Annotated in this window: 13 protein-coding genes; 4 read left to right on the top strand and 9 right to left on the bottom strand. The window is 71.3% G+C overall.

Going from position 1 to position 20,634, the window contains the following annotated elements:
• Positions 1-10 precede the first annotated feature (10 nt).
• Both ACXJ1Y_RS07580 and ACXJ1Y_RS07575 read left to right on the top strand, forming a co-directional pair.
• The gene (locus ACXJ1Y_RS07580; protein WP_463849465.1) at positions 11-355 is read left to right on the top strand and encodes a hypothetical protein; all 345 of its coding nucleotides are present in this window, start codon (positions 11-13) and stop codon (positions 353-355) included.
• Between the two features lie 120 nt (positions 356-475).
• A complete protein-coding gene (locus ACXJ1Y_RS07575; protein WP_463849464.1) occupies positions 476-1,408 on the top strand; it encodes a ferredoxin reductase domain-containing protein in 933 nt (310 codons plus the stop codon).
• A 4-nt stretch (positions 1,409-1,412) separates the two neighbouring features.
• On the opposite strand, the gene ACXJ1Y_RS07570 is transcribed toward ACXJ1Y_RS07575, so the two are convergent.
• The 6 genes from ACXJ1Y_RS07570 to ACXJ1Y_RS07545 form a co-directional block, all read right to left on the bottom strand.
• The gene (locus ACXJ1Y_RS07570; RefSeq protein ID WP_463849463.1) at positions 1,413-6,674 is read right to left on the bottom strand and encodes an alpha-2-macroglobulin family protein; all 5,262 of its coding nucleotides are present in this window, start codon (positions 6,672-6,674) and stop codon (positions 1,413-1,415) included.
• 348 nt (positions 6,675-7,022) lie between these two features.
• Positions 7,023-9,050: a protein meaA gene (locus ACXJ1Y_RS07565; RefSeq protein ID WP_463849462.1), complete on the bottom strand. Its 2,028-nt coding sequence runs from the start codon at positions 9,048-9,050 to the stop codon at positions 7,023-7,025.
• A gap of 149 nt (positions 9,051-9,199) precedes the next feature.
• Positions 9,200-9,841 carry an SGNH/GDSL hydrolase family protein gene (locus tag ACXJ1Y_RS07560; protein ID WP_463849461.1) on the bottom strand — a complete coding sequence of 214 codons (642 nt, stop codon included), beginning with the start codon at positions 9,839-9,841 and terminating at the stop codon, positions 9,200-9,202.
• Entirely contained in the window at positions 9,841-12,087 is a 2,247-nt protein-coding gene (parC, locus tag ACXJ1Y_RS07555; protein WP_463849460.1) for a DNA topoisomerase IV subunit A, read from the bottom strand. The genes ACXJ1Y_RS07560 and parC overlap by 1 nt, the downstream gene beginning before the upstream one ends.
• A gap of 41 nt (positions 12,088-12,128) precedes the next feature.
• Positions 12,129-12,848, bottom strand: coding sequence for a DNA repair protein RecO (gene recO, locus ACXJ1Y_RS07550; protein ID WP_463849459.1), 720 nt, complete (start codon positions 12,846-12,848; stop codon positions 12,129-12,131).
• Between the two features lie 58 nt (positions 12,849-12,906).
• Entirely contained in the window at positions 12,907-13,056 is a 150-nt protein-coding gene (locus tag ACXJ1Y_RS07545) for a hypothetical protein (protein ID WP_463850201.1), read from the bottom strand.
• A 151-nt stretch (positions 13,057-13,207) separates the two neighbouring features.
• Here ACXJ1Y_RS07545 and ACXJ1Y_RS07540 point away from each other — a divergent pair, with 151 nt between their 5' ends.
• Positions 13,208-13,744, top strand: a complete 537-nt coding sequence (locus ACXJ1Y_RS07540; RefSeq protein ID WP_463849458.1) for a hypothetical protein — start codon at positions 13,208-13,210, stop codon at positions 13,742-13,744.
• 101 nt (positions 13,745-13,845) lie between these two features.
• Here ACXJ1Y_RS07540 and ACXJ1Y_RS07535 read toward each other — a convergent pair whose 3' ends face one another.
• Complete coding sequence (locus ACXJ1Y_RS07535; protein WP_463849457.1) at positions 13,846-14,709, bottom strand: DMT family transporter; 864 nt, start codon at positions 14,707-14,709, stop codon at positions 13,846-13,848.
• Between the two features lie 254 nt (positions 14,710-14,963).
• Between ACXJ1Y_RS07535 and ACXJ1Y_RS07530 the strand changes: the two genes are divergently transcribed.
• The gene (locus ACXJ1Y_RS07530) at positions 14,964-15,866 is read left to right on the top strand and encodes a LysR family transcriptional regulator (protein WP_463850058.1); all 903 of its coding nucleotides are present in this window, start codon (positions 14,964-14,966) and stop codon (positions 15,864-15,866) included.
• Between the two features lie 115 nt (positions 15,867-15,981).
• Here ACXJ1Y_RS07530 and dnaE read toward each other — a convergent pair whose 3' ends face one another.
• On the bottom strand, positions 15,982-19,488 hold the full coding sequence (dnaE, locus tag ACXJ1Y_RS07525; RefSeq protein WP_463849456.1) for a DNA polymerase III subunit alpha: 3,507 nt from the start codon (positions 19,486-19,488) through the stop codon (positions 15,982-15,984).
• 425 nt (positions 19,489-19,913) lie between these two features.
• A complete protein-coding gene (locus ACXJ1Y_RS07520) occupies positions 19,914-20,627 on the bottom strand; it encodes an ABC transporter ATP-binding protein (RefSeq protein ID WP_463849455.1) in 714 nt (237 codons plus the stop codon).
• Positions 20,628-20,634 lie beyond the last annotated feature (7 nt).

The following is a 20,634-nucleotide window of genomic DNA, read 5'->3' as shown; positions in this document are numbered from 1 at the left end:
GGATGAGCGGATGGCCGAGGCGGCGAGGCGTTTCCAACCGGCGGGTAGCCCGGATCTCGTGCGCCGCATGATCGCCCGGCCGGTGCGGCTCGCGCATCAGTCGCGCACCCGCCTGCCCGAGCACGAGGCTGCCCCCGTTCAGGCGCCGGCCACGGCCCGCGCCGAGGCCGCCATCGCCCGGCTCGAAGCCGAGCTCGGGGTGATGAAGGCGGTGGTGCGGGTGCAGCGGCAGGAGATCGAATCCCTGCGGGCGCAGCGCAAGCTTCTCACCGAATCCTCGCCCGACGACGACGTACGGGCGACCCGCGAGCGCTGGGCCGACCTCGTCGATTCCCTGCTGATCCGCGCCCGCTGAAGGCATCCGGCCGGCGTTCGCCCGTCCGTTCCCGTCCAGGATGAACCAGTGTCGCACGATGTCCGCGGGAACCCCGATCCCTTCCTTCCGCATCGTGCCGTGAGACGCGAGGGTTCCGCCATGCGCGCGCGCTGCTCGCTCGTCGTCAACGGCCGTGCCGTCCGCTGCTCGCCCGGCGACACGCCCCTCGAAGCCGCCGTGGCCGAGGGGATGATCGCGCCGGTCCCCGGCCTGCACGGCACGCATCTCCTCGGCCAGGGCGCCGCCCCGGCCGCCCGCCGCAGCCAGGGCCGCCGCGCCCGCGAGGCCCCCGCGCCCTTCGCCGAGGTGCCGGAAAGCCGCCCCGGCGAGGCGGCCCCCGCCCCCGCCCCGCAGGAGCGCGCCCGCCAAACCCTGAAGGGGACCGTGACGCAGGTGCGCCGCCTCGGCCCCGGCATCCTCGAAATCGTCGCGACCCTGACCCGCCGGCCGCTCCACGAGCCCGGCCAGCATTACGCGGTGAGCCTGCCCGGCCTGCCGACCCTGAATCTGTGCCCGACGCTCCGCGTCGATGGCGCGGCCGAGATCAACGAGGCGGTGTTCCACCTGAACCGCGAGGCGGAGGGCGACGCCCTCGACGCCCTCGCCATCGGCCGCGAGGTGAAGCTCAAGGGCCCGATGGGGCGCAGCCATTACCGGCCGGGGGGCGGACGGCTGGTGCTGGCTGCGTCGGAGGCCGGGTTCGGGCCGATCTGGGCCATCGCCCGGGCCGCGCGCTACATCGAGCCGGATCGCGACATGGCGCTCGCCATCGGCGCCCGCGATGCCCTCGACCTCTACATGCGCGAGAGCCTCGACTGGCTGCGCGCCACTGGGGTCGGGCGGATCGTGCTCTGCGCCGAGCGGGGCCGCCAGCGCCCGCCGGACGTGCGCCCCGGCCCCGTGGGCGCCCATCTCCCGCAATTGCGGGCCACCGACGTGATCCATGTCGCCGGCGACGTCGGCACGGTCGGCGCCGTGCAGGCGCTGGCCGGCGCGGTCGGGGCGCGCTGCTACCCGATCGTGGTGGAGTAGCGCCTCACTTCCCCTCTCCCACCGTCAGGCTCCCCGTGCCCGTCCGCCCGTAGCGGGCGGGGCGGTACATGTCCTCGACGCTGGCGCCGGGATGGACGTAGGTCCCCGGCGAGACCGCCCGCACCGCGTAGGCCACCGTGAAGACGGCCGGCTGGCTCGGCTCGCGGGTATAGGCCGCCACGAAGCGGTCGTCCCGGAACTCCGTATGGACCGGCTGCACGTCGGACTTCGCGAAGGCGAGGCCCTTGAGCGCGTCCGCGTCGAGGAGCTTCGGGTTGTCGATCTCCAGCCCGGCGGGGAGACGGTCCACGAGGAGGAGCCGCGCCGCCTCGGCCTTGGCCTCCGTGACCTTAAGCACCACCACGAGGCGGTCGTTCTGGCGGATGCCGGTGGCGGGATCGACCGCGCTGCCGTCGAGCCGGTACAGGCTGCGCTCCACGCTGTAGCCACGGGACTCGGCGGGCTCGGGATTCATCGGGTTGCCGGACACGCCCAGCGACACCTGGACCGGCGCCGCCCCCGTGTTCACGAGGAGCCGCCCCGCCCCCGCCAGATCCGCCTCCCGGAACGAGCGGGCGAGCGCCCCCTGCTGGGCCGCCCCGTCGAGGGTGAAGGAAAGGCCCTTCGCCTCGTCCGCCAGCCCCTGCGCGGCGAGCACCATCCAGGCGTTCTCCTGCGTGCTGGTCGGCCGCCCGTCAGCGCGCTCCTGGCCCAGCGCCGCGCTCGCGGGGGCGAGGGCGCCGTGGGTGAGTCCGGTCTCGGCGGCGAGCGCGATCAGCCCGGCGCCGTCGCGCAGGCGTGAGCCGTAATCGGCCCGGTAGGTGCCCCTGTCGCGCTCCGCCGCGAGCGAGGCAACCGCCGCCTCCATCACCCGCGCCGCCCGGCCCCGGTCGCCCAGCAGCGCCAGGGCGGCGGCGAGCTGCGCCCGGCCGAGCGCCGTGCGGAAGTCGCCGAGGCGGGAATCGGCGAGGTAGCGCAGATCGCCCATCACCGGGCGGCCGTTGCGGGCGAGCACATAGGCCGCGTAGGCGAGGTCGGCGCCGCCGTCGCGGACCTCGCTCGCGTTGGCGACCGCGTTGCGCAGCCGGTCCAGGGCGAGGGCGAACGGCCCCTGCGGCACGGCGAACTTGCGCTCGCGGGCACGGGTGAGGAAGTCGGCGACGTAGGCGTCGAGCCACAGGTCGTTCGACCCGTCCGCCGACCACAGGCCGAAATCGCCGCTCGAATCCTGGCGGGAGAGCACCCGGTCGATGGCCTCGCGCACCCGGCCGTCCACGTCCGGATCGAGGGAAAGCTGATCGAGGCTGGCGAGCCGGTTCACGTAGAGCAGCGGCATCGCCCGGCTCACCACCTGCTCCGAGCAGCCATAGGGATAGCGGTCGAGGGCCTGGAGGAGGGCCGGCACATCGACGCCGGGCAGCGTCGAGGCCGCGAGCGACACGCGCCCGGTGCCGGGGATCACGTCGGCGAGGAGGTCGGCCGTGACCGAAAGACTCTCCCCCGGCGCGAGGGTGCGGACCTGCCGCCGCAGCAGCGCCCCGGTGCCGGGGGCGATGCCGAGGCTGAGGCTGCGCGACAGGGGCGCGGCCAGCCCCGGCCCGGACAGCGCGACGTCGAGCCGGGCCACGCCCGGCCCCGCCGCCGTGAGCGGCACGACGAAGCGGGCCTGCCCGTTGGTCGCGAGGCGCAGCGTGGTGCGCAGGGCCTGCGCCCCCACGAGGACCGGCCCCGAGGGCACGATGTCGGCGACGTACTCGCCCGCCGGCCCCTCGACGTTGTCGAGGGCGACGAACAGGCGCGAGCGGTCGCCGATGTCGAGGAAGCGCGGCAGGGTAGCGCTCACCACCACGGGGTCGCGGATCGTGACGTCGGCCTGCGCCTGCCCGACGCGGGTGCCGCTCCACGCCGTGACCATCACCCGGCCGGTGCCGTTGAAGGCGGGCACGGGGAAGGTGACGCTGGCCGTGCCGTCCGCCCCCACCTTCACCACGCCGGAGAACAGGGCGAGCGGCGCCTCGGTCGGCGGCGCGTCCACGAGTTCCGCCCCGCCCGCGTCGCCGCCGGAGCGGATCGCCCCGGCGCTGCCCTGCATCCCGTCGATCAGGTAGCCGTAGACGTCACGGAACTCGGGGCCGAGCGCCCGCTGGCCGAGGAAGTAGCGGGTCGGGTCCGGGGCGGCGTAGCGGGTCAGGTTGAGGATGCCGACATCGACCATCGCCACCGTCACCCGCGCCTCCTCGCCGGGGGCGAGACCGGCGAGCGTCACCGGCAGGGTCAGGTCCTGCCGGGGCCGCACCTTCTCCGGCGCGGCGACGGAGACGGTGAGCGCGCGCCTGTCGCGATCGACCGAGAACCACGCGAGGCCGAGCGCCCGCCCCGGCTGGCGCCGGGCCGCCTGATCGAGGGGCCGGTAGGCGGTCGCGACGAGGTAGGCGCCCGCGCCCCATTCCGCCTTCACGGGCAGGCGGATCGTGGTGCCGCCCTCCGGCACGCTGACCTCGCGGATCTCGTGCACCCGGTCGCTCACCACCATCACGCTCGCCTGGCCCGCGAATTTCGGGCCGAGCTTGGCGCTCATTGTCTCGCCCGCCGCGTAGGCCGCCTTGTCGAGGGTGAGGTCGAGGAGGTCGGGGGCCTGCGCCGTCTCCGAGCCCGCCCAGCCGACCTCGAAGCCGAGGCTCGCCGCCGCCTCGGCGAGGCCGGGCACCGTCACGTCGAGGCGGTAGGCGCCGAGGCCGACCGGCGCCGCGATCCGGCCCATCGCGTCGGCGGCGAGGTCCAGCGTGCCGCTGGCGATCCGCTTCGTGGTCTTGGCCGCCTCGAAGGACCACCGCCCGTCCGCGCGGTACCATTGGTAGGTTTTTTCGATTTTGTTCAGCGTCCAGGATACGCCGGCCTTCGGGACGCGATGCCCGTCCGGCGCCGCCATCACCACGTCGAAGGCTGCGAGGTCACCCTCCTTGAGATCGGAAAAACCCTTGCGCAGGGCCAGCACCGGGCCCGACGGCAGGATCGGCAGCGTGACGCTGCGAGACAAGGCCCGCCCGCCGGGCTCGCCCACCGCGAGGGTGATCTTCGCCTCCAGCGGACGCGGGGCGACCACCTCCGGCACCGGCACGGCGACGCTCGCCGCGCCCTGCGCGTCGGTGGTGGCGTGGGCGGAGAGTTCCCGCGTCGTCGCCTCCACGGCCTCGTCGTCGAGGCCCACCGTGAAGCCGTCGAGCCCCTTGATGCCGCTCGTCGCGGCAGCCTGCACGGTGACGCTGCCCGACACGTCGAGCCCCGCCCCCGGCGCGCCGTAGAGGTAGCGCGCGGACACCGCCACCTGCGCCGGCTCGCCCCGCTTGAGGCTCGGGCCGGCGGGGGTGAGGGTCACGTCCAGCCGCTCGGGAACGTAGTCTTCGAGCAGGAAGCTCGCCTCCCCGACCGGGGGCGCCTTCGGATCGGTATAGGCCGCGATCCGCCACGTCCCGTGCATCGCCCCCGAGAGCAGCGGCAGGGAATAGGCCCGCCCGCCGAGTCCCTGGTCGGCCACCGAGACCCGGCGGTACTCCACGCCATCGGGGCGCTTCACCACCAGGGTGAGGGGCAGGTCGGGCACGGCGTTGCCCCGCGCGTCCCGCAGGAGGGCGGCGACCTGCACCGTCTCGCCGGAGCGGTAGACCCCGCGCTCGGTGAACAGGTAGGCGTCGAGCCCGCCGCCCTCGGGGCGGCCCTTCACGCCCCGGTCGGTGAGGTCGAAGGCGCCCTGGTCGAGGTCGAGGAAGCCGTAATCGTCGCCGAGCTGGGCCACGACGAGGCTCGGGGCGGTGCCGCCCTCGCCCCGGCTCAGGCCCGCTTCGAAGGCGGCGTGGCCCTGCGCGTCCGTCTTGCGGGTCGCCAATACCTCGTTGTCGCGGGCGACGAGGCGGATCTCGGCCCCCTCCGTCGCCTTGGCCGTGCCCAGCGAGCGCAGCACCACGTGGACGCCGTCGCGCCCTTTGGTCGCCGTCAGGCCGAGATCGGAGACGACGAACCATTGCGTGGCTTGGGTTTCGTAGCTCTCCTCGTCCGGCGCGGCGGTGCCGGAGGGCCGGGCGATCATCACGTAGATTCCGGGCTCCAGCTTCCCCACCGCCTGAAGCACGGGGAAGGCAGTGACGCTCTCCTGGTTGATCTCGGCCTTGGCGGTGTCGAGGCTCCCCTTCCAGACGCGCACGCCCTTCTGCGCGGCGATGCCCTTGGCCGTTGATCCGCTGAGCTGGCCGAGGAAATCCTCCGAGCGCAGGGTCGGCAGCAGACCGCGATCCCCGATGCGCAGCACCTCGACATCGAGTTTCGGCGCGTTCACCGCGACGATGGGAATGCCCGCCTGACCGGTGCGCGGCAGGACGTAGTTGCGGCCGGTGAAGCGCGCCTGCGGGGCGCGGTCGCGGACGTAGATCTCGTAATCGGCGGCCTTGAGCAGGGTCTCGCCGACCGACGAGGGCAGGCCGGGGCGCAGCACCACCGCGTAGCGGGTGCCGTGCTTCAGCCCATCGACGCAGACCTGCGACCCCTCCCCCGTCACCGCCGCCGAGGCGCTGCCGGAGACCGCGACGAAGGGCGCGAACTCCGCCTTCGGCGCCACCGGCTCGGAGAAGGTGAAGCACAGGCGCGGGGCGGCGGCGTCGGAATCGACGGTGTAGTTGAGGATGCGGAAGCCATGCTCCGCGCGAAGCGCCTCGTAGGTCGCGCGGGTCGCGGCATCGTCGGCGAGCGCGAGGCTCGCGGCATAGGCGTCGAGCGCCGGGCGCCATTCCTCCTGGTCGGCGGCGTTGGCGCCGAGCAGCGCCAGGGCGGCGGCGGCGTCCGGCGCGGAGCGGGCGCGCTCGTAGGCCCGGTAGGCGGCGGCGAGGGCCTGCCCCCGCAGGCGCGTGCGGCCCTGGTAATCGTTCTCCTCCGTCTCGCCCGCCGCCGCTTCCGCCGCGCGGGCATAGGCGCGCCAGTTGGCCGGATCGCCGGGATCGGCCGTCACGGCGGCGGCCAGCGGCGCCAGGGCCTCGGCGGGCTTGTCGGCTTCGAGCAGCCCCTCGCCCTTGCGGCGGGACTGCGCGGCGGGGGCGAGGGGCCCGCCGGCCTCGGCCTTCAGCGTGGCTTCGAGGCGGATGGCGTCGCTGGCGAGGCCGGGACGGACGAAGCTCCGCGAGAAGGCGGCGGGTGTCGGCTTCGTCTGCGCGAGCGCCGGCACCGCCAGGAGCAGGGCGGCGAGGCCGCCCGCGACCGCTTGGATCCACCACCGCGCCATGGGCCCCTCCCCCGCCGCCGCGACGCGAATCGCGGCGGACCCGCGAGGGGGAGATTACAGGGCGGGCGGGGGAAGGGAACCGGCCGGATCATCATCCAACCCTCCACCTCATCCTGAGGTGCCGCGAAGCGGCCTCGAAGGAGCCCTCCAGATGGTGCCGCGATCCCTGGAGCCCTCCTTCGAGGCCCGCTCACGCGGGCACCTCAGGATGAGGTTGGGGATGGGATCGCGGTGGTCGAGTCCTAGTGCAGTGACGCACTCACTCCGTTCATGCGCCTCTGCCCTAGCTTCTTGTTTCTGCATCAATTTTTCCCAGACACGGCTGACGCCTTCGTCTGGATCGATGCACTAGTAGACCTGGGCCGGCTCTTCCTGCGGGCGGTTCGTCTGGCCGTCCAGGGTCTTCTCGATGACCTTGGCGAGCCCGATCATGATCTGGTCGATGGCGTAGTCCTTCGGCGTGTAGACCGCCCGCACGCCCATGTTCTTCAGGACCAGTTCGTCGTCCGGCGAGATGATGCCGCCGACCACGACCGGGATGTGGTCGAGCCCGGCTTCGCGCATCTTGGCGCGCACCTCCCGCACCAGCGGGACGTGGCTCCCCGACAGGATCGACAGGCCGACCACATGGGCCCCCGTCTCCTTCGCCTTGGCGACGATCTCGGACGGGGTCTGGCGGATGCCGTCATAGGTCACGTCGAAGCCGACGTCGCGGGCGCGCAGCGCGATCTGCTCGGCGCCGTTCGAATGGCCGTCGAGGCCGGGCTTGCCGACGACGAGCTTCGGCTGCTCGCCCAGGCGCTCGCCGAGGTCGGCGATGAGGAGGCGCGCCTCCTCGGCCGCCCCCGCCGAGACGGTCTCCCGGGTGACGCCGGTGGGCGCCCGGTATTCGCCGAACACCCCGCGCAGGCAGGAGCCCCACTCGCCGGTCGTCACGCCCGCCTTCGCCGCCACGATGGAGGCCGGCATGATGTTGGCGCCGGAGCGCGCCGCCTCCTCCAGGCCGGCGAGCGCCGCCCGCACCGCCGCTGCGTCGCGGGTCTCGCGCCAGGTCTTGATGCGGCCCGCCGCCTCCATCTCCACCGTCTCGGAGACGGAGAAGATCGCGCCTTCGCCCGCCGTCAGCGGCGAGGGCTCGCCGTGCTGGTACTTGTTGACGCCGACCACGATCTGGTCGCCCGCCTCGATGGCCGAGATGCGCTTGGCGTTCGATTCGACCAGGGCGCGCTTCAGGGCGCCGGTCTCGACAGCGGCCACCGCGCCGCCGATCCCGCCGATCCGCTCCAGTTCGGCGCGGGTCTGGTTCTTCAGCTCCTCGACCTTGGCCTCGATGACGTGGGAGCCGTCGAAGATGTCGTCGTATTCGAGGAGGTCGGTCTCGAAGGCCAGGATCTGCTGCATCCGCATGGACCATTGCTGGTCCCACGGGCGCGGCAGGCCGAGCGCCTCGTTCCAGGCCGGCAATTGCACGGCGCGGGCGCGGGCGCGCTTCGAGAGGGTCACGGCCAGCATCTCGATGAGGATGCGGTGGACGTTGTTCTCGGGCTGCTGCTCGGTCAGCCCGAGGCTGTTCACCTGCACGCCATAGCGGAAGATGCGCTTCTTCGGGTCGTCGATGCCGTAGCGTTCCTGGGCGATCTCGTCCCAGAGTTCCGAGAACGCGCGCATCTTGCAGATCTCGGTGACGAAGCGCAGGCCCGCGTTCACGAAGAACGAGATGCGCCCGAACACCTCCGGGAAGCTCGCCTCATCGAACGCGGGATCGTCGCGCACCGTGTCGAGGACGGCGATGGCGATGGCGAGCGCGTAGGACAGTTCCTGGACCGGCGTCGCCCCCGCCTCCTGCAGGTGGTAGGAGCAGACGTTCATCGGGTTCCACTTCGGCACTTCCTTGGTCGTGAACAGGATCACGTCCTTGGTGAGCCGGAGGCTCGGGGCCGGCGGGAACACGTAGGTGCCCCGCGACAGGTATTCCTTGATGATGTCGTTCTGGGTGGTGCCCTGCAGGGCGCTCAACGGCGCGCCCTGCTCCTCGGCGACCGCGAGGTAGAGGGCGAGCAGCCACGGGGCCGTGGCGTTGATCGTCATGGAGGTGTTCATCTGCGCCAGCGGGATGTCCTGGAACAGGGTCCGCATGTCGCCGAGATGCGCGATCGAGACGCCGACCTTGCCGACCTCCCCGCGCGAGAGTTCATGGTCGGGGTCGTAGCCGGTCTGGGTCGGCAGGTCGAAGGCGACCGACAGGCCGGTCTGGCCCTTGGCGAGGTTGCCGCGGTAGAGTTTGTTCGACTCGGCCGCGGTGGAGTGACCCGCATAGGTGCGGATGATCCACGGCTTGTCGCGCTTCACCTCGGCGATTCCGGCGCTCGCGCCCATTCCACCCACTCCGTGACGACTTTTGATGCCGCGCTGAGAACGCCGCTTGCGGCGCAGCGTAGCCGAGCCTCATGCCGCCGTCATCCATGGTGGGTTGCACGAAAAATCGGGGTTGACGGTGAAGGGAATTTGAGACCGGCCCACGCGCCTCACCCCAGCAGTTCCGCCAGCCGCCGCGCCGCCGCGCCGTAATTGGCGAGGTGGACGCCGTCGCTCAGCGCCCCCGAGCGGGCGAGCCCTCCCCGTCCCTCGCGCAGATCGGAAAACGGGTCGGCGAAGGCGCAGCCATGCGCGGCCGCGATCCGGGCGAGGCGGGTCGAGTAATCCTCCACCGCCGCCGGCTCGCGCTCCTGGCCCGGCACCGAGTCCATCGGCGGCAGGGCGAGCACCACGACCCTGTCCGCATGGTCCCGCACCCCCCGGACGAGCGACGTCGCCGCAGCCTCGAACCGGGCGACCGCCTCCGGCGAGAGCGGACGCCCCCGCACCGAGAGGTCGTTGCTCCCGGTGACGAGCAATGCGACCCCCGCCCGCCGGACCGGGCGCAGCTGCGGCAGGCGCTCCGCATAGCCGCCGGTCGAGATCCCGCCGATGCCGGCATTCACCACCGACCGGGAGCCGAGGGGGTGCGCGCACAGGAACTCGGCATGGGAATCGCCGACGATCCAGGCGAAGCCCGGCGGCGCCGCCGCGAGGTCCCGCCGGATCTGCGGAATGCGCATCGCGATGCGCTCCCGGCAGATCCTGAGGAAGCGCCGCCGCTGGAGCCGCCGCGCCAGCCAGCGGAGCATCAGCGCCCGAACCGCTCGAATTTCGGGAAGCTGCGGGCCATCATCAGGCCGACCTCCGCCCGGTGGCCGAGCCACTTCTCCAGGATCGAGGCGTTGGCGAGCCGCCCCTCGGCCGAGCCGTCCTGCCAGGGCAGGCCGTCCTCCAGGCGGAAGACATGGGCCTGGGTGAGCTGCCCGCTGCGGCAGCGCTGCAACCGCACGCCCTTGCCGCGCGACAGTTCGGCGAGCTCCGTGACGGGGAAGACGAGGAGCAGCCTCTCGGTGTTCATCACCGCCACGTGGTCGCCGTCGGCCGGCACCATCACCGTGGCGGTGGCGTCGCCGTCGAGGCCGAGCACGCCCTTGCCCTTGCGGGTGTTGGCGACGAGGGCATCGGAGGGTGCGACGAAGCCCCGTCCGTCCGAACCGGCGATCAGCAGCTTGGTCTCCGGCCGGTAGGGCAAAGCGGCCACCACCTCGGTCCCGTCGTCGAGATCGACCATCAGCCGCACCGGATCGCCGAAGCCACGCCCGCCCGGCAGCTTCGAGGCGTCGAGGGTGAAGATCTTGCCGTTCGAGGCAAGCAGCAGGATCTTCTGCGTCGTCTCGCTCGGGAAGGCGATCTTGAGTCGGTCGTCGCCCTTGAAGGCCACGCCCGACAGGTCGGCCACATGGCCCTTCAGGGCTCGGATCCAGCCCTTCTCCGAGACGATCACCGTGATCGGCTCGCGCTCCACCAGGGCCGCCGTCAAATCGACGCCGGCCGTGTCCGGCGGGTTCTCCAGGCTGGTGCGGCGGCGGCCCAGCTTGGTCTCCGGCCCGAAGGTCTTCTTCACCGCGCGGATCTGCGCCTGGATCGACTTCCACTGCGCCGGCTCGGAGGCCAGCAGCCCGTCGAGTTCGGCCTTCTCGGCGGTCAGGGCGTCGAACTCGCGGCGCAGTTCCATCTCCTCCAGCTTGCGCAAGGACCGCAGGCGGGTGTCGAGGATGGCGTTGGCCTGCACCTCGGTCAGTTCGAAGCGGGCCATGAGGGCGGGCTTCGGCTCGTCCTCCTCGCGGATGATGCGGATCACCTCGTCGAGGTCGAGATAGACGATGAGCAACCCACCGAGGATTTCGAGGCGGCGGTCGATCTGGCCGAGGCGGTAGCGGGAGCGGCGCTGCAGCACCACCCGGCGGTGATCGACCCATTCCCGCAGGCATTCGGCGAGCCCGATCACCTTCGGCACGAGGCCGCCGACGAGGACGTTCAGGTTCAACGAGATCCGCGCCTCCAGTTCGGTGAGGCGGAACAGGGATTCCATCAGGATGACGGGATCGACGCTGCGCGAGCGCGGCTCCAGCACCACCCGCACGTCCTCGGCGGATTCATCGCGGACGTCGGCGAGCAGCGGCAGCTTCTTCTCCTGCAGGAGCTCGGCCATCTTCTCGATCAGCCGGCCCTTCGGGATGCCGTAGGGGATCTCGGTGACGACGATGTTCCACGTCCCCCGGCCGAGATCCTCCTTGTGCCAGCGGGCGCGGACCCGGAACGCCCCGCGCCCGGTGCGATAGGCCTCCGCGATGGACTCGGCCGAGTCCACGAGGATGCCGCCGGTCGGGAAATCCGGCCCCTGCACGAACTTGGCGAGCTGGCCCGAGGTCGCCTCGGGGTGGTTGATCAGGTAGAGCGCCGCGTCGCAGAGTTCGGCCGCGTTGTGCGGCGGGATCGAGGTCGCCATGCCGACCGCGATGCCCTGGCTGCCGTTGGCGAGCAGGTTCGGGAAGGCCGCCGGCAGCACGACCGGCTCTTCCTTCTCGCCGTTGTAGGAGGGCCGGAAATCGACCGTGTCCTCGTCGATCCCGTCCAGCAGCAGGCGGGCGACCTCGGTGAGGCGGGCCTCGGTGTAGCGGTAGGCGGCGGGGCCGTCGCCGTCGATGTTCCCGAAATTGCCCTGGCCGTCGACCAGCGGATAGCGCTGCGCGAAATCCTGGCTCAGGCGCACCAGCGCGTCGTAGATCGCCTGGTCGCCGTGGGGGTGGAAGTCGCCCATCACGTCGCCGACGATCTTCGCGCATTTCTTGTGCGCGGTGTTCGGGTCGAGCCGCAGGAGGCGCATGCCGTAGAGGATGCGCCGGTGCACCGGCTTCAGCCCGTCGCGGGCATCGGGCAGGGCCCGGTGCATGATGGTCGAGAGCGCATAGGCGAGGTAGCGCTCTTCCAGCGCCGACTTCAGCTCGACGCTTTCGATGCCGTCGCCGGACGGCGGCTCGAAGGGCTGGCCCATGGTGGTTTCCGGCTTTCAGACTGGAACGTAACGCGAACAGATTAACCGGCGGCGACGCCGAGCGCAACGAATCGCGCCCGCTCCTCCGGTGGCGTGAGGCCGCGCGGACCCCAGACGTGCCGGTCGAGGAAGTATCCCGTCAAGGTAAACCCTTGCGCAACGCCGTCCGGGCCGGGCGCCCCGCCCTCCCGCAGGAAGGTCGGCAGCGCGAGCAGGCGGTCCTTGTAGGGCTCGCCGGCCGCCGCGCTCACCGCCCGGCCGGTGCGGGGGGAGACGTAGGCGAGGCGGTCGTTGCCCCCGGTGGCGGCGCAGGCCGAGAGGTCGAGGCCGAAGCCGAGTTCAGTGAGCACGGCGAGTTCGAACCGCACCATCAGCGGCGGGGCGATGGCGGGGTCGTCCAGATGCTCCACGAGGATGCCGGCGGCTTCGTAGAGCGCCGGATGCGGGTCGCGCTCGGGCAGGAGGCGCAGCAGCGCGCCGAGGGCCCCGAGCCCGTAGAGGGCGAGGCCCGAGCCGATCATCCGCGAGACCTCGGAGGCCAAGGGCTCCACGGCGAAGGCGCCCAGCCCCTCGTCGAGCCGCGCCCGCCACGTCACGCGCACCCGGTTGCCCGGCTGGAGCACCGGCTGCATCCGGCGCGAGCGCCCGCCATGCACGAGGCCGAGATGGCGCCCGTGCTCGGCGGTCATGGCTTCGAGGATGACGCCGCTCTCCCCGTGCCGGCGCAGGCCCAGCACCAGGGCGTCGTCCGTCCATTGCATGGGAGGGATATAGGCGTTTTCCGCGTCGCTGTATCCGCCGCGCGGCGTGGCCGCCGCGTCAGACCCACGCCCGCTTCGTCGCGACGATGTTGCGCGCGCCGGCATGTTCGGCATCGGGGTTGCGGAGTTCGCGGAAGCCCGGCGCCCGGCCGTCGATGAGATACACGACGAGCATGAGGCCGAGGGTGATCTTGATGCGCATGGCCACGCCTGAGGACCTAAGCGTGGCGGTGTAGGATCGATCACTTTTGAATGAGTTGCTGCAGCGCACATTAACCCTGGGTTGAGAGCCCCTTTCCTCCTCCCGTGGTAAAGCGACCCTTCCCGGCCGCGATGCGGCGTTAACGGATCAGGCTTCCATGCGGATCGTCGCCCCCGCCCTGGCTCTCGTCGTTCTGGCCTCTCCCGTCCTGGCGGAGGAGGTGGGCTTGGTGGGCGAGGCGACGATCGGCGGCGCGTCCCGCCACGTCACCCTGCGCCTCGCCTGCGATCCGGCCCAGGCGGGGCTCTCGGCGGCGCTGACGATCCCGCGCTTCGCGGATGTCTCCGCCACCTTCGACTTCGACGCCTTCGAGGGGCCGGGCGGCACGGCCAAGCCCCTCACCGCGATCCGGGTCGCGGGGGCGAACGGCGTGCGCAGCATGATCGCCCCGGCGAGCGGCGCGGTGGCCGCCGATCCGGCCACCAGCTTCACCCTGACCGTCGCCGGCCCGAGGCGCACCGAAAGCCCCCTCCGGGGCATCGCGCCGGGCCTCGCGGAGGCGAATGCGCGGATCGTCTGGACGCAATCGAGCCCGCGCACCGGGGATGCCGCGATCATCGCGACCTTCCCCGTCACCGACGCCGCCGCCATGCGGAAGGTGATCGAGCCCTGCGTGCCGGGCGCGCCCACCTGAGCGGGTGCTGTGCTCGAAACCCGTTTCGCGGGACGATTCCGGGGACTGCTTCCGACCCGATACGGGCGCACAGCGTGAGGCGAGCGTCGCTCGCGAGCGGATTATCGAGCGAACCGCTTGGCGCCCGCCACGCAGAGCACAACGAGGCCGGTGACGGCGATCATGCTCGCCGGGACGGGCTCGTGCAGCAGCAGGCCGGCCAGCAGCAATCCGAAGAAGGGTTGCAGGAGTTGGAGTTGACCGACGCCGGCAATACCGCCGAGGGCCAGCCCGCGATACCAGAACACGAACCCGACCAGCATGCTGAACACGGAGACGTAGGCGAGGCTCGCCCAGACGGGCACCGCGATCCCGGCAAAGGTACCAGGCATGGCAGCCAGCGCGACCGCGCCCATGACGGGCAGGGACAGGAGCAGAGACCAGGAGATCACCTGCCAGCCCCCCAGGCGGCGGGAGAGGGTCGCGCCCTCGGCGTAGCCAAGCCCGCAGAGCAGGATGGCGGCCACCATCAGCAAATCGCCCGTCAACGACGCTTCGCCGTCACGTGAGAGCGCGAAGCCGACGACCGCCAGCGCACCGATGATGGAGAACAGCCAGAAGGCGGGCTTGGGACGTTCGCCGCCACGGAGGACGCCGAAGGTCGCCGTTGCCAGCGGCAGGAGGCCGATGAACACGATGGAATGGGCGGACGTGATGTGCTGAAGCGCGAGCGCCGTCAGCAGCGGAAAGCCGACCACCACCCCAAGCGCGACGATGGCAAGGGGCCCCAGGTCGCCGGCCGCCGGCCGCTTCTGCCTGAGCAGCAGCAGAAGAGCCGCCCCGAGCATGGCCGCGATCACGGCCCGCGCCGAGGTGAGGAACACCGGAGTGAAGCCACCGACGGCGATCCGCGTTGCCGGCAGCGAAGCGCTGAAGATCACCACCCCAATCAGGCCGCTGAGCCAGCCGTTGGTTGCCCGTCGCATCGTCTGAACTTTCTTGGGCCCGCTCGTCGGCGGCGGATCCACACCACGCCGCCGAATCCGCAGCGCGACGCCGACGACGTCAGACGTGAAGCCTGACCACGACCGCGAGGGCTGATGGAAGAAGCACGTTGAGCGTCGCCGGATGGCCCTGTCCGGCGGCGTCGCGTCCGTTGGTTCGGCGCGCCCGGCATTGACACCATCTCTCGCGGCATGTCGTCAAATGCTCAAAACGCGCGTCTCCATGCACGACAGGCATCATGAACCCAGGGCATCTCGACCTTTTCCGCGCGGTTCTGAGGCACGGCGGCATGACCAAGGCCGCGGACGCGCTCGGCATCGGTCAGCCGCATGTCAGCAGGGCGGTCGCGCAGCTCGAAGCGGAACTGGGGTTCGCGCTGTTCATTCGCGGCCACGGCAGCGCGACGCCGACCGTCGAGGGCGAGGCGTTCGCCCGCGAGGTCGAGCGGACCTATGCGGGGCTCGATCATCTGCGCGACGCCGCACGTCAGATCAGGGAACTCGGGACGGGACCGCTGAAGGTGGCGTGCCAGCCGTCGCTGGCATCGCGCCTGCTGCCGCGTGCGATCCGCCGCCTCGGCGTGGAATACCCGGGCGCGCGTGTGGCGCTCCACGTCCCAGCGCCGGACACGATCTGGTCTTGGGTGGCGTCCGGCCAGTGCGACCTCGGGATCGGGCGGCCACGCTCCGGCTATGTCGGCGTCGACAGCGAGCCGTTCCTGTCGGTCGACGCGGTCTGTGCGTTGCCGATCGGGCACGCGTTGGCGCAGGCCCCATTCGTGACGGTGCAGGATCTCATGGCCGAGACCCTGATCGCGGGCGCTCCCGGCATCTTCCAGCAATCGGTCGAGGCGGCCTTTGGTGAGGCAGCCACGGAGCCGAGGTTTCTGCACATGGCTCAGTACACGGCAGCACGCTGCGGCTTGGTGGCGGAAGGTGCTGGGCTGGCCATTGTAGACCCCATTCCGGCACGCGAACTGGCCCATCTTCCGATCGTGCTGCGCCCGTTTCGACCCTGCCTGCCCATCGAGTCGGTGATGATCCGCCCCGCTGGCCGACCTGTGGGGCAACTCGCCGGGCGGCTCATCAGCATCCTGAAGGCGGAGCGAGACACCGTTCTGGCAGAGCACGGACGGTGATCCGACCCGAGCTGCGGCCCACCGTGATCCGCGCGACTGTCCGGTTGCGCGGACATCCATCGCGAAAGCCGCCAGACCGCCTTCCGCCCCACGCCGGCCTTCGCACGGTCGGTCCCTAACTCACCTCCACCTGCGCCACACCGGGCATGGCGCGGAGCATGCCCGCGAGTTGCGGCGTCGCCTGGTAGCGGCCCGGCAGGCGGATCTCCACCTCGCGCCCGCCGCCGTCGAGGCGCAGCACCAGGGACACCTCCCCCTCCCCGCGCATGGTCAGGCGGCTCTGCACCGCCTGGATGCCGCGCGGGTCTTCCAGGTGGATGCGCATGCCCTTCTGGAACCGGGCGACGGCCGCATCCAGGGGCTCGGCGGTCATGATCCGGGCGCGGACATCCTCGCCCTCCAGGTTCGCCTGCAACTGGAGCACCAGCGGGCGGCCGGGTTCCAGGATGTCCCGGTACTGGCCGAGTCCTTCGGAGAAGATGATCGCCTCGAAATGCGCCGTCCGGTCCGACAGCGTGACGATGCCCATCTTGTTGCCGGTCTTGGTGCGCCGCTCGGCCCGGTCCAGCACCGAGGCCGCGACCCGGCCGACGCTCGTCGTGCCCGCCCGCACCGCCCGGCAGAAATCCGTCCAACTCTGCACCCGCAGCTTGTCGAGGAGGTCGCCGTACTCGTCCAGCGGATGGCCCGAGATGAAGAACCCGATCGCCGCGTATTCCCGCTTCAGCGTGTCGGCCATGGGCCACAGCTCATGGGGCGGGATGCGCAGGGACACGTCCGCCGAGGCGACGCCGCCGAACATGTCGGCGACGCCGGTCGTCTCGGCCTCGACCGCGCTGGAGGCGAGCCGCATCATCGGCTCAACCGCCGCGAAGGCCCGCGCCCGGTCGGGCTCGATGCCATCGAGCGCGCCGGCCTGGACGAGGCTTTCCATCGTCCGCTTGTTCACGAGGCGCGGGTTGAGGCGCCGCGCGAGGTCGGAGAGGTCGGTGAAGGGCTTCTGGCCCCGCGCCTCGACCAGCGCCCGCACCGCCTCCCGGCCGACGCCCTTGATGGCGGCCAGCGCGTAGAAGATCTTGCCGTCGCGCACCTCGAACACCTCGCCGGAGGCGTTGATCGAGGGCGGCTCGACGGTGATCTTCAGGCGCTGCGCGTCCTGCCGGAATTCGGCGATCTTGTCGGTGTTGTCGATGTCGAGGGTCATGGCGGCGGCCAGGAACTCGACCGGATAATTCGCCTTCAGATAGGCGGTCTGGTAGGTCAGCAGGGCGTAGGCCGCCGCGTGGCTCTTGTTGAAGCCGTAATCGGCGAACTTGGCGAGCAGGTCGAAGATTTCGTTCGCCTTGGCCTTGGTGAGGCCCCCCGCCTCGCAGCCCTTCACGAAGCGCTCGCGCTGGGCGTCCATCTCCGCGCGGATCTTCTTGCCCATGGCGCGGCGGAGCATGTCGGCCTCGCCCAGGGTGTACCCGGCGAGCACCTTGGCGATCTCCATCACCTGCTCCTGGTAGACGATGATGCCGAAGGTCTCCTTCAGCATCGGCTCCAGGCTCGGATGCGGGTACCAGTTGGCCTCGTTGCCCGCGTCGCGGCCGAGCTTGCGCTCGCAATAGACGGGGATGTTGGCCATCGGGCCCGGCCGGTAGAGGGCCACGAGGGCGATGATGTCCTCGAACCGGTCGGCCTGCATCTCGCAGAGCGCCTTGCGCATGCCGGCCGATTCCACCTGGAACACGCCGACCGTCTCGCCCCGGCCCATCGGCGCGTAGGTGTCCGGGTCGTCGAGCGGCAGGCTCGCGAGGTCGATCTCGATGCCGCGCTGCTTCAGCAGGTCTGTGCAGCACCGCAGCATCGTGAGAGTTTTAAGTCCCAAGAAGTCGAACTTCACGAGGCCGGCCTGCTCCACCCACTTCATGTTGAACTGGGTGACGCGCATGCCCGTCTTCGGGTCTCGGTAGAGGGGGACCAACTCTTCCAGCGGCCGGTCGCCGATCACCACGCCGGCCGCGTGGGTCGAGGCGTGGCGGTGCAGGCCCTCCAGCTTCTTGGCGATGTCGATGAGGCGGCCGACGATGGGCTCCTCCTCCATCGCCTGCTGCAACTTCGGCTCGCCCTCGATGGCCTGGGCGAGGGTGACGGGGTTGGCCGGGTTCTGCGGCACGAGCTTGGTGAGCTTGTCGACCTGCCCGTAGGGCATCTCCAGCACGCGGCCGACATCGCGCAGCACGCCGCGCGCGAGCAGCGTACCGAAGGTGATGATCTGCCCGACCTGACGCTCGCCGTAGCGCTCCTGCACGTAGCGGATCACGCGCTCGCGGCCCTCGACGCAGAAGTCGATGTCGAAATCCGGCATCGAGACGCGCTCGGGGTTCAGGAACCGCTCGAAGAGCAGGCCGAACCGCAGCGGGTCGAGGTCGGTGATGAGCAGCGACCACGCCACCAGCGAGCCGGCGCCGGAGCCGCGCCCCGGCCCCACCGGAATGTCGTGCTCCTTCGCCCACTTGATGAAGTCCGACACGATCAGGAAGTAGCCGGGGAACTTCATCGAGACGATGACGTCGAGCTCGAAGGCGAGCCGCTTGCGGTAATCGTCCTCCGTGAAGCCCGGCGCCGTGCCGTGCTGCTGCAGGCGCAGTTCGAGGCCGGCTTCCGCCTGGCGGCGCAACTCGGTCGGCTCGTCGGCGGCGATGGTCTGGGCCACGGCGCCGGACGCCTCGGCGAGCGTCGCGGCCTCGCTGCCGGCCACGCGGGAGAAGTTCGGCAGGATCGGCTTGCGGGTCCGCGCGCGGACGGCGCAGCGCATGGCGATCTCGACCGTCGCGGTCAGGGCATCGGGCAGGTCGTGGAACAGGGCCGCCATCTCGGCCCGGGTCTTGAAGTTGTGGCGCGGCGTCAGCTTGCGGCGGCGGTCGTCCGAGACGATCCGCCCGTCCGCGATGGCGAGGAGCGCGTCGTGGGCGTCGTAATCGTCGGATTTCGAGAAGAACGTCTCGTTCGCCGCCGCGACGCCGAGGCCGTTCCGGTCCGCCAGATGCAGGAGCGCCGCCTCGATCCGCCCCTCCTCGGGCAGGCCGTGGCGCTGGATCTCGACGTAGAGGTTGTCCTCCCCGAAGGCCCGCTTCAGGCTCTCCAGCCGGCTCGCGGCGAGTTCGGGGCGGCCGGCGCGCAGAGCCCCGTCGAGGGGGCCGCCCGCCCCGCCGGTCAGCGCGATGAGGCCGCCGGCATGATCCGCGAGCACGGCGGCGGCGACGCGGGGCGCCTCGCCGAGCGGCGAGTCGAAATAGGCCCGACTCGCCAGCCGCAGGAGGTTGGCATAGCCCTCCTCGTCCTGCGCCAGCAGCACCACGCCATGATAGGTCGGCAGGGTGCGGGCATGGGGGTCCGCCCCCTCGAAGGCCACGGAGAGTTGCACGCCCGCGATGGGTTGCAGCCCGTCCTTGGCCGCCTTCTCGGAGAATTCCAGGGCGCCGAACAGGTTGTTCGTGTCGGTGAGGGCCAGCGCCGGCTGCCGGTCGGACACGGCCGCCTTCACGAGGTCGCCGACCTTCACGGCGCCTTCGAGCAGGGAATAGGACGAGTGGACGTGGAGGTGGACGAAGCCGACCTCCTTCAACTGACGTGTCATGTCCGGCCTTGTTCGGGGGCCGTGGAGGATCGGCCCTGTCCGCCCGAGAGTCGACCGCCGGAGGGTCGCACCGGGCACTTATCCACTGCCCGCGCGTCGATTTCGCGGCCCTGTGGCCGCCCTGTGAAAAGCGGGGACAGCCTGTGGACAACCCCGGTTCCGCGGGAACTTCCGCCCGGTTGGAAGCGCGCCCTCAACGGATCGGTGCGAGGGCTACCGCCCAGGCGCCGAACGCCCCGAACAGAATCCCGAAGGCCATGAACTCCACCATTCCGGTCAGGATCGCCCGCTTGAGCATCATCGCCACCTCCCGCATTCGCTGAGGCAGTATGTTCTTGTTTTGTTCTTTTGGAAGCGGAGTTTTGCACGGCAGGCGGGTGGCTTTCGAAGATGGTCAATAAAGGGTTGCGAGGCCGCCCGGCCGCTTAATCCAGCGGCGTGATCTGCCCGTCGCGGATCGTCACCCGGCGGTCCATGCGCGCGGCGAGGTCGAGGTTGTGGGTCGCGACCAGGGCGGCGAGGCCGGAGGCCCGCACCAGGGACATCAGCACCGAGAAGACATGGCCGGCGGTGCCGGGATCGAGGTTGCCGGTGGGCTCGTCGGCCAGGAGCAGCCTCGGCCCGTTGGCGACCGCGCGGGCGATGGCGACGCGCTGCTGCTCGCCGCCGGACAGTTCCGCCGGACGGTGGGCGAGCCGGGCCTGGAGGCCGAGGAAGGTCAGGAGTTCGGAGGCCCGCGCCTTCGCCTCGCCGCGCTTCAGGCCCCGGATGAGCTGGGGCATCATCACGTTCTCCAGCGCGGAGAATTCCGGCAGGAGGTGATGGAACTGGTAGACGAAGCCCATCTCCTCCCGGCGCAGGCGGGTGCGCTCGGCATCGGCCATCGCGGAGGTCGGGCGGCCGCCGATATAGACCTCGCCCCCATCCGGCCGCTCCAGCAGCCCGGCGAGGTGGAGGAGCGTCGACTTGCCTGCCCCCGAGGGGGCGACCAGGGCGACGAGTTCCCCCGGCCAGATCGCGAGATCGGTCCCGCGCAGGATTTCGAGGGCGCCCTCGGCCTGGGCGTAGCGCCGCTCGACCTGCGCGAAGAACAGGGCCGGCACCGGCGGGGCATCGGCTGGCGGGGAGCCAGAGCTCATGGTGATG

It is taken from the genome of Methylobacterium sp. TK26 (assembly GCF_055361565.1).
The sequence above is the reverse complement of the archived record's forward strand: the minus strand, read 5'-3'. Positions and strand labels throughout refer to the sequence as shown.

Excerpts from the sequence above, each read along its gene's own strand:
- ACXJ1Y_RS07580 (WP_463849465.1), top strand. The coding sequence starts at position 11 with ATGGCCGAGGCGGCGAGGCGTTTCCAACCGGCGGGTAGCCCGGATCTC.
- ACXJ1Y_RS07575 (WP_463849464.1), top strand. The coding sequence starts at position 476 with ATGCGCGCGCGCTGCTCGCTCGTCGTCAACGGCCGTGCCGTCCGCTGC.
- ACXJ1Y_RS07570 (WP_463849463.1), bottom strand. The coding sequence starts at position 6,674 with ATGGCGCGGTGGTGGATCCAAGCGGTCGCGGGCGGCCTCGCCGCCCTG.
- ACXJ1Y_RS07565 (WP_463849462.1), bottom strand. The coding sequence starts at position 9,050 with ATGGGCGCGAGCGCCGGAATCGCCGAGGTGAAGCGCGACAAGCCGTGG.
- ACXJ1Y_RS07560 (WP_463849461.1), bottom strand. The coding sequence starts at position 9,841 with ATGCTCCGCTGGCTGGCGCGGCGGCTCCAGCGGCGGCGCTTCCTCAGG.
- parC (WP_463849460.1), bottom strand. The coding sequence starts at position 12,087 with ATGGGCCAGCCCTTCGAGCCGCCGTCCGGCGACGGCATCGAAAGCGTC.
- recO (WP_463849459.1), bottom strand. The coding sequence starts at position 12,848 with ATGCAATGGACGGACGACGCCCTGGTGCTGGGCCTGCGCCGGCACGGG.
- ACXJ1Y_RS07540 (WP_463849458.1), top strand. The coding sequence starts at position 13,208 with ATGCGGATCGTCGCCCCCGCCCTGGCTCTCGTCGTTCTGGCCTCTCCC.
- ACXJ1Y_RS07535 (WP_463849457.1), bottom strand. The coding sequence starts at position 14,709 with ATGCGACGGGCAACCAACGGCTGGCTCAGCGGCCTGATTGGGGTGGTG.
- dnaE (WP_463849456.1), bottom strand. The coding sequence starts at position 19,488 with ATGACACGTCAGTTGAAGGAGGTCGGCTTCGTCCACCTCCACGTCCAC.
- ACXJ1Y_RS07520 (WP_463849455.1), bottom strand. The coding sequence starts at position 20,627 with ATGAGCTCTGGCTCCCCGCCAGCCGATGCCCCGCCGGTGCCGGCCCTG.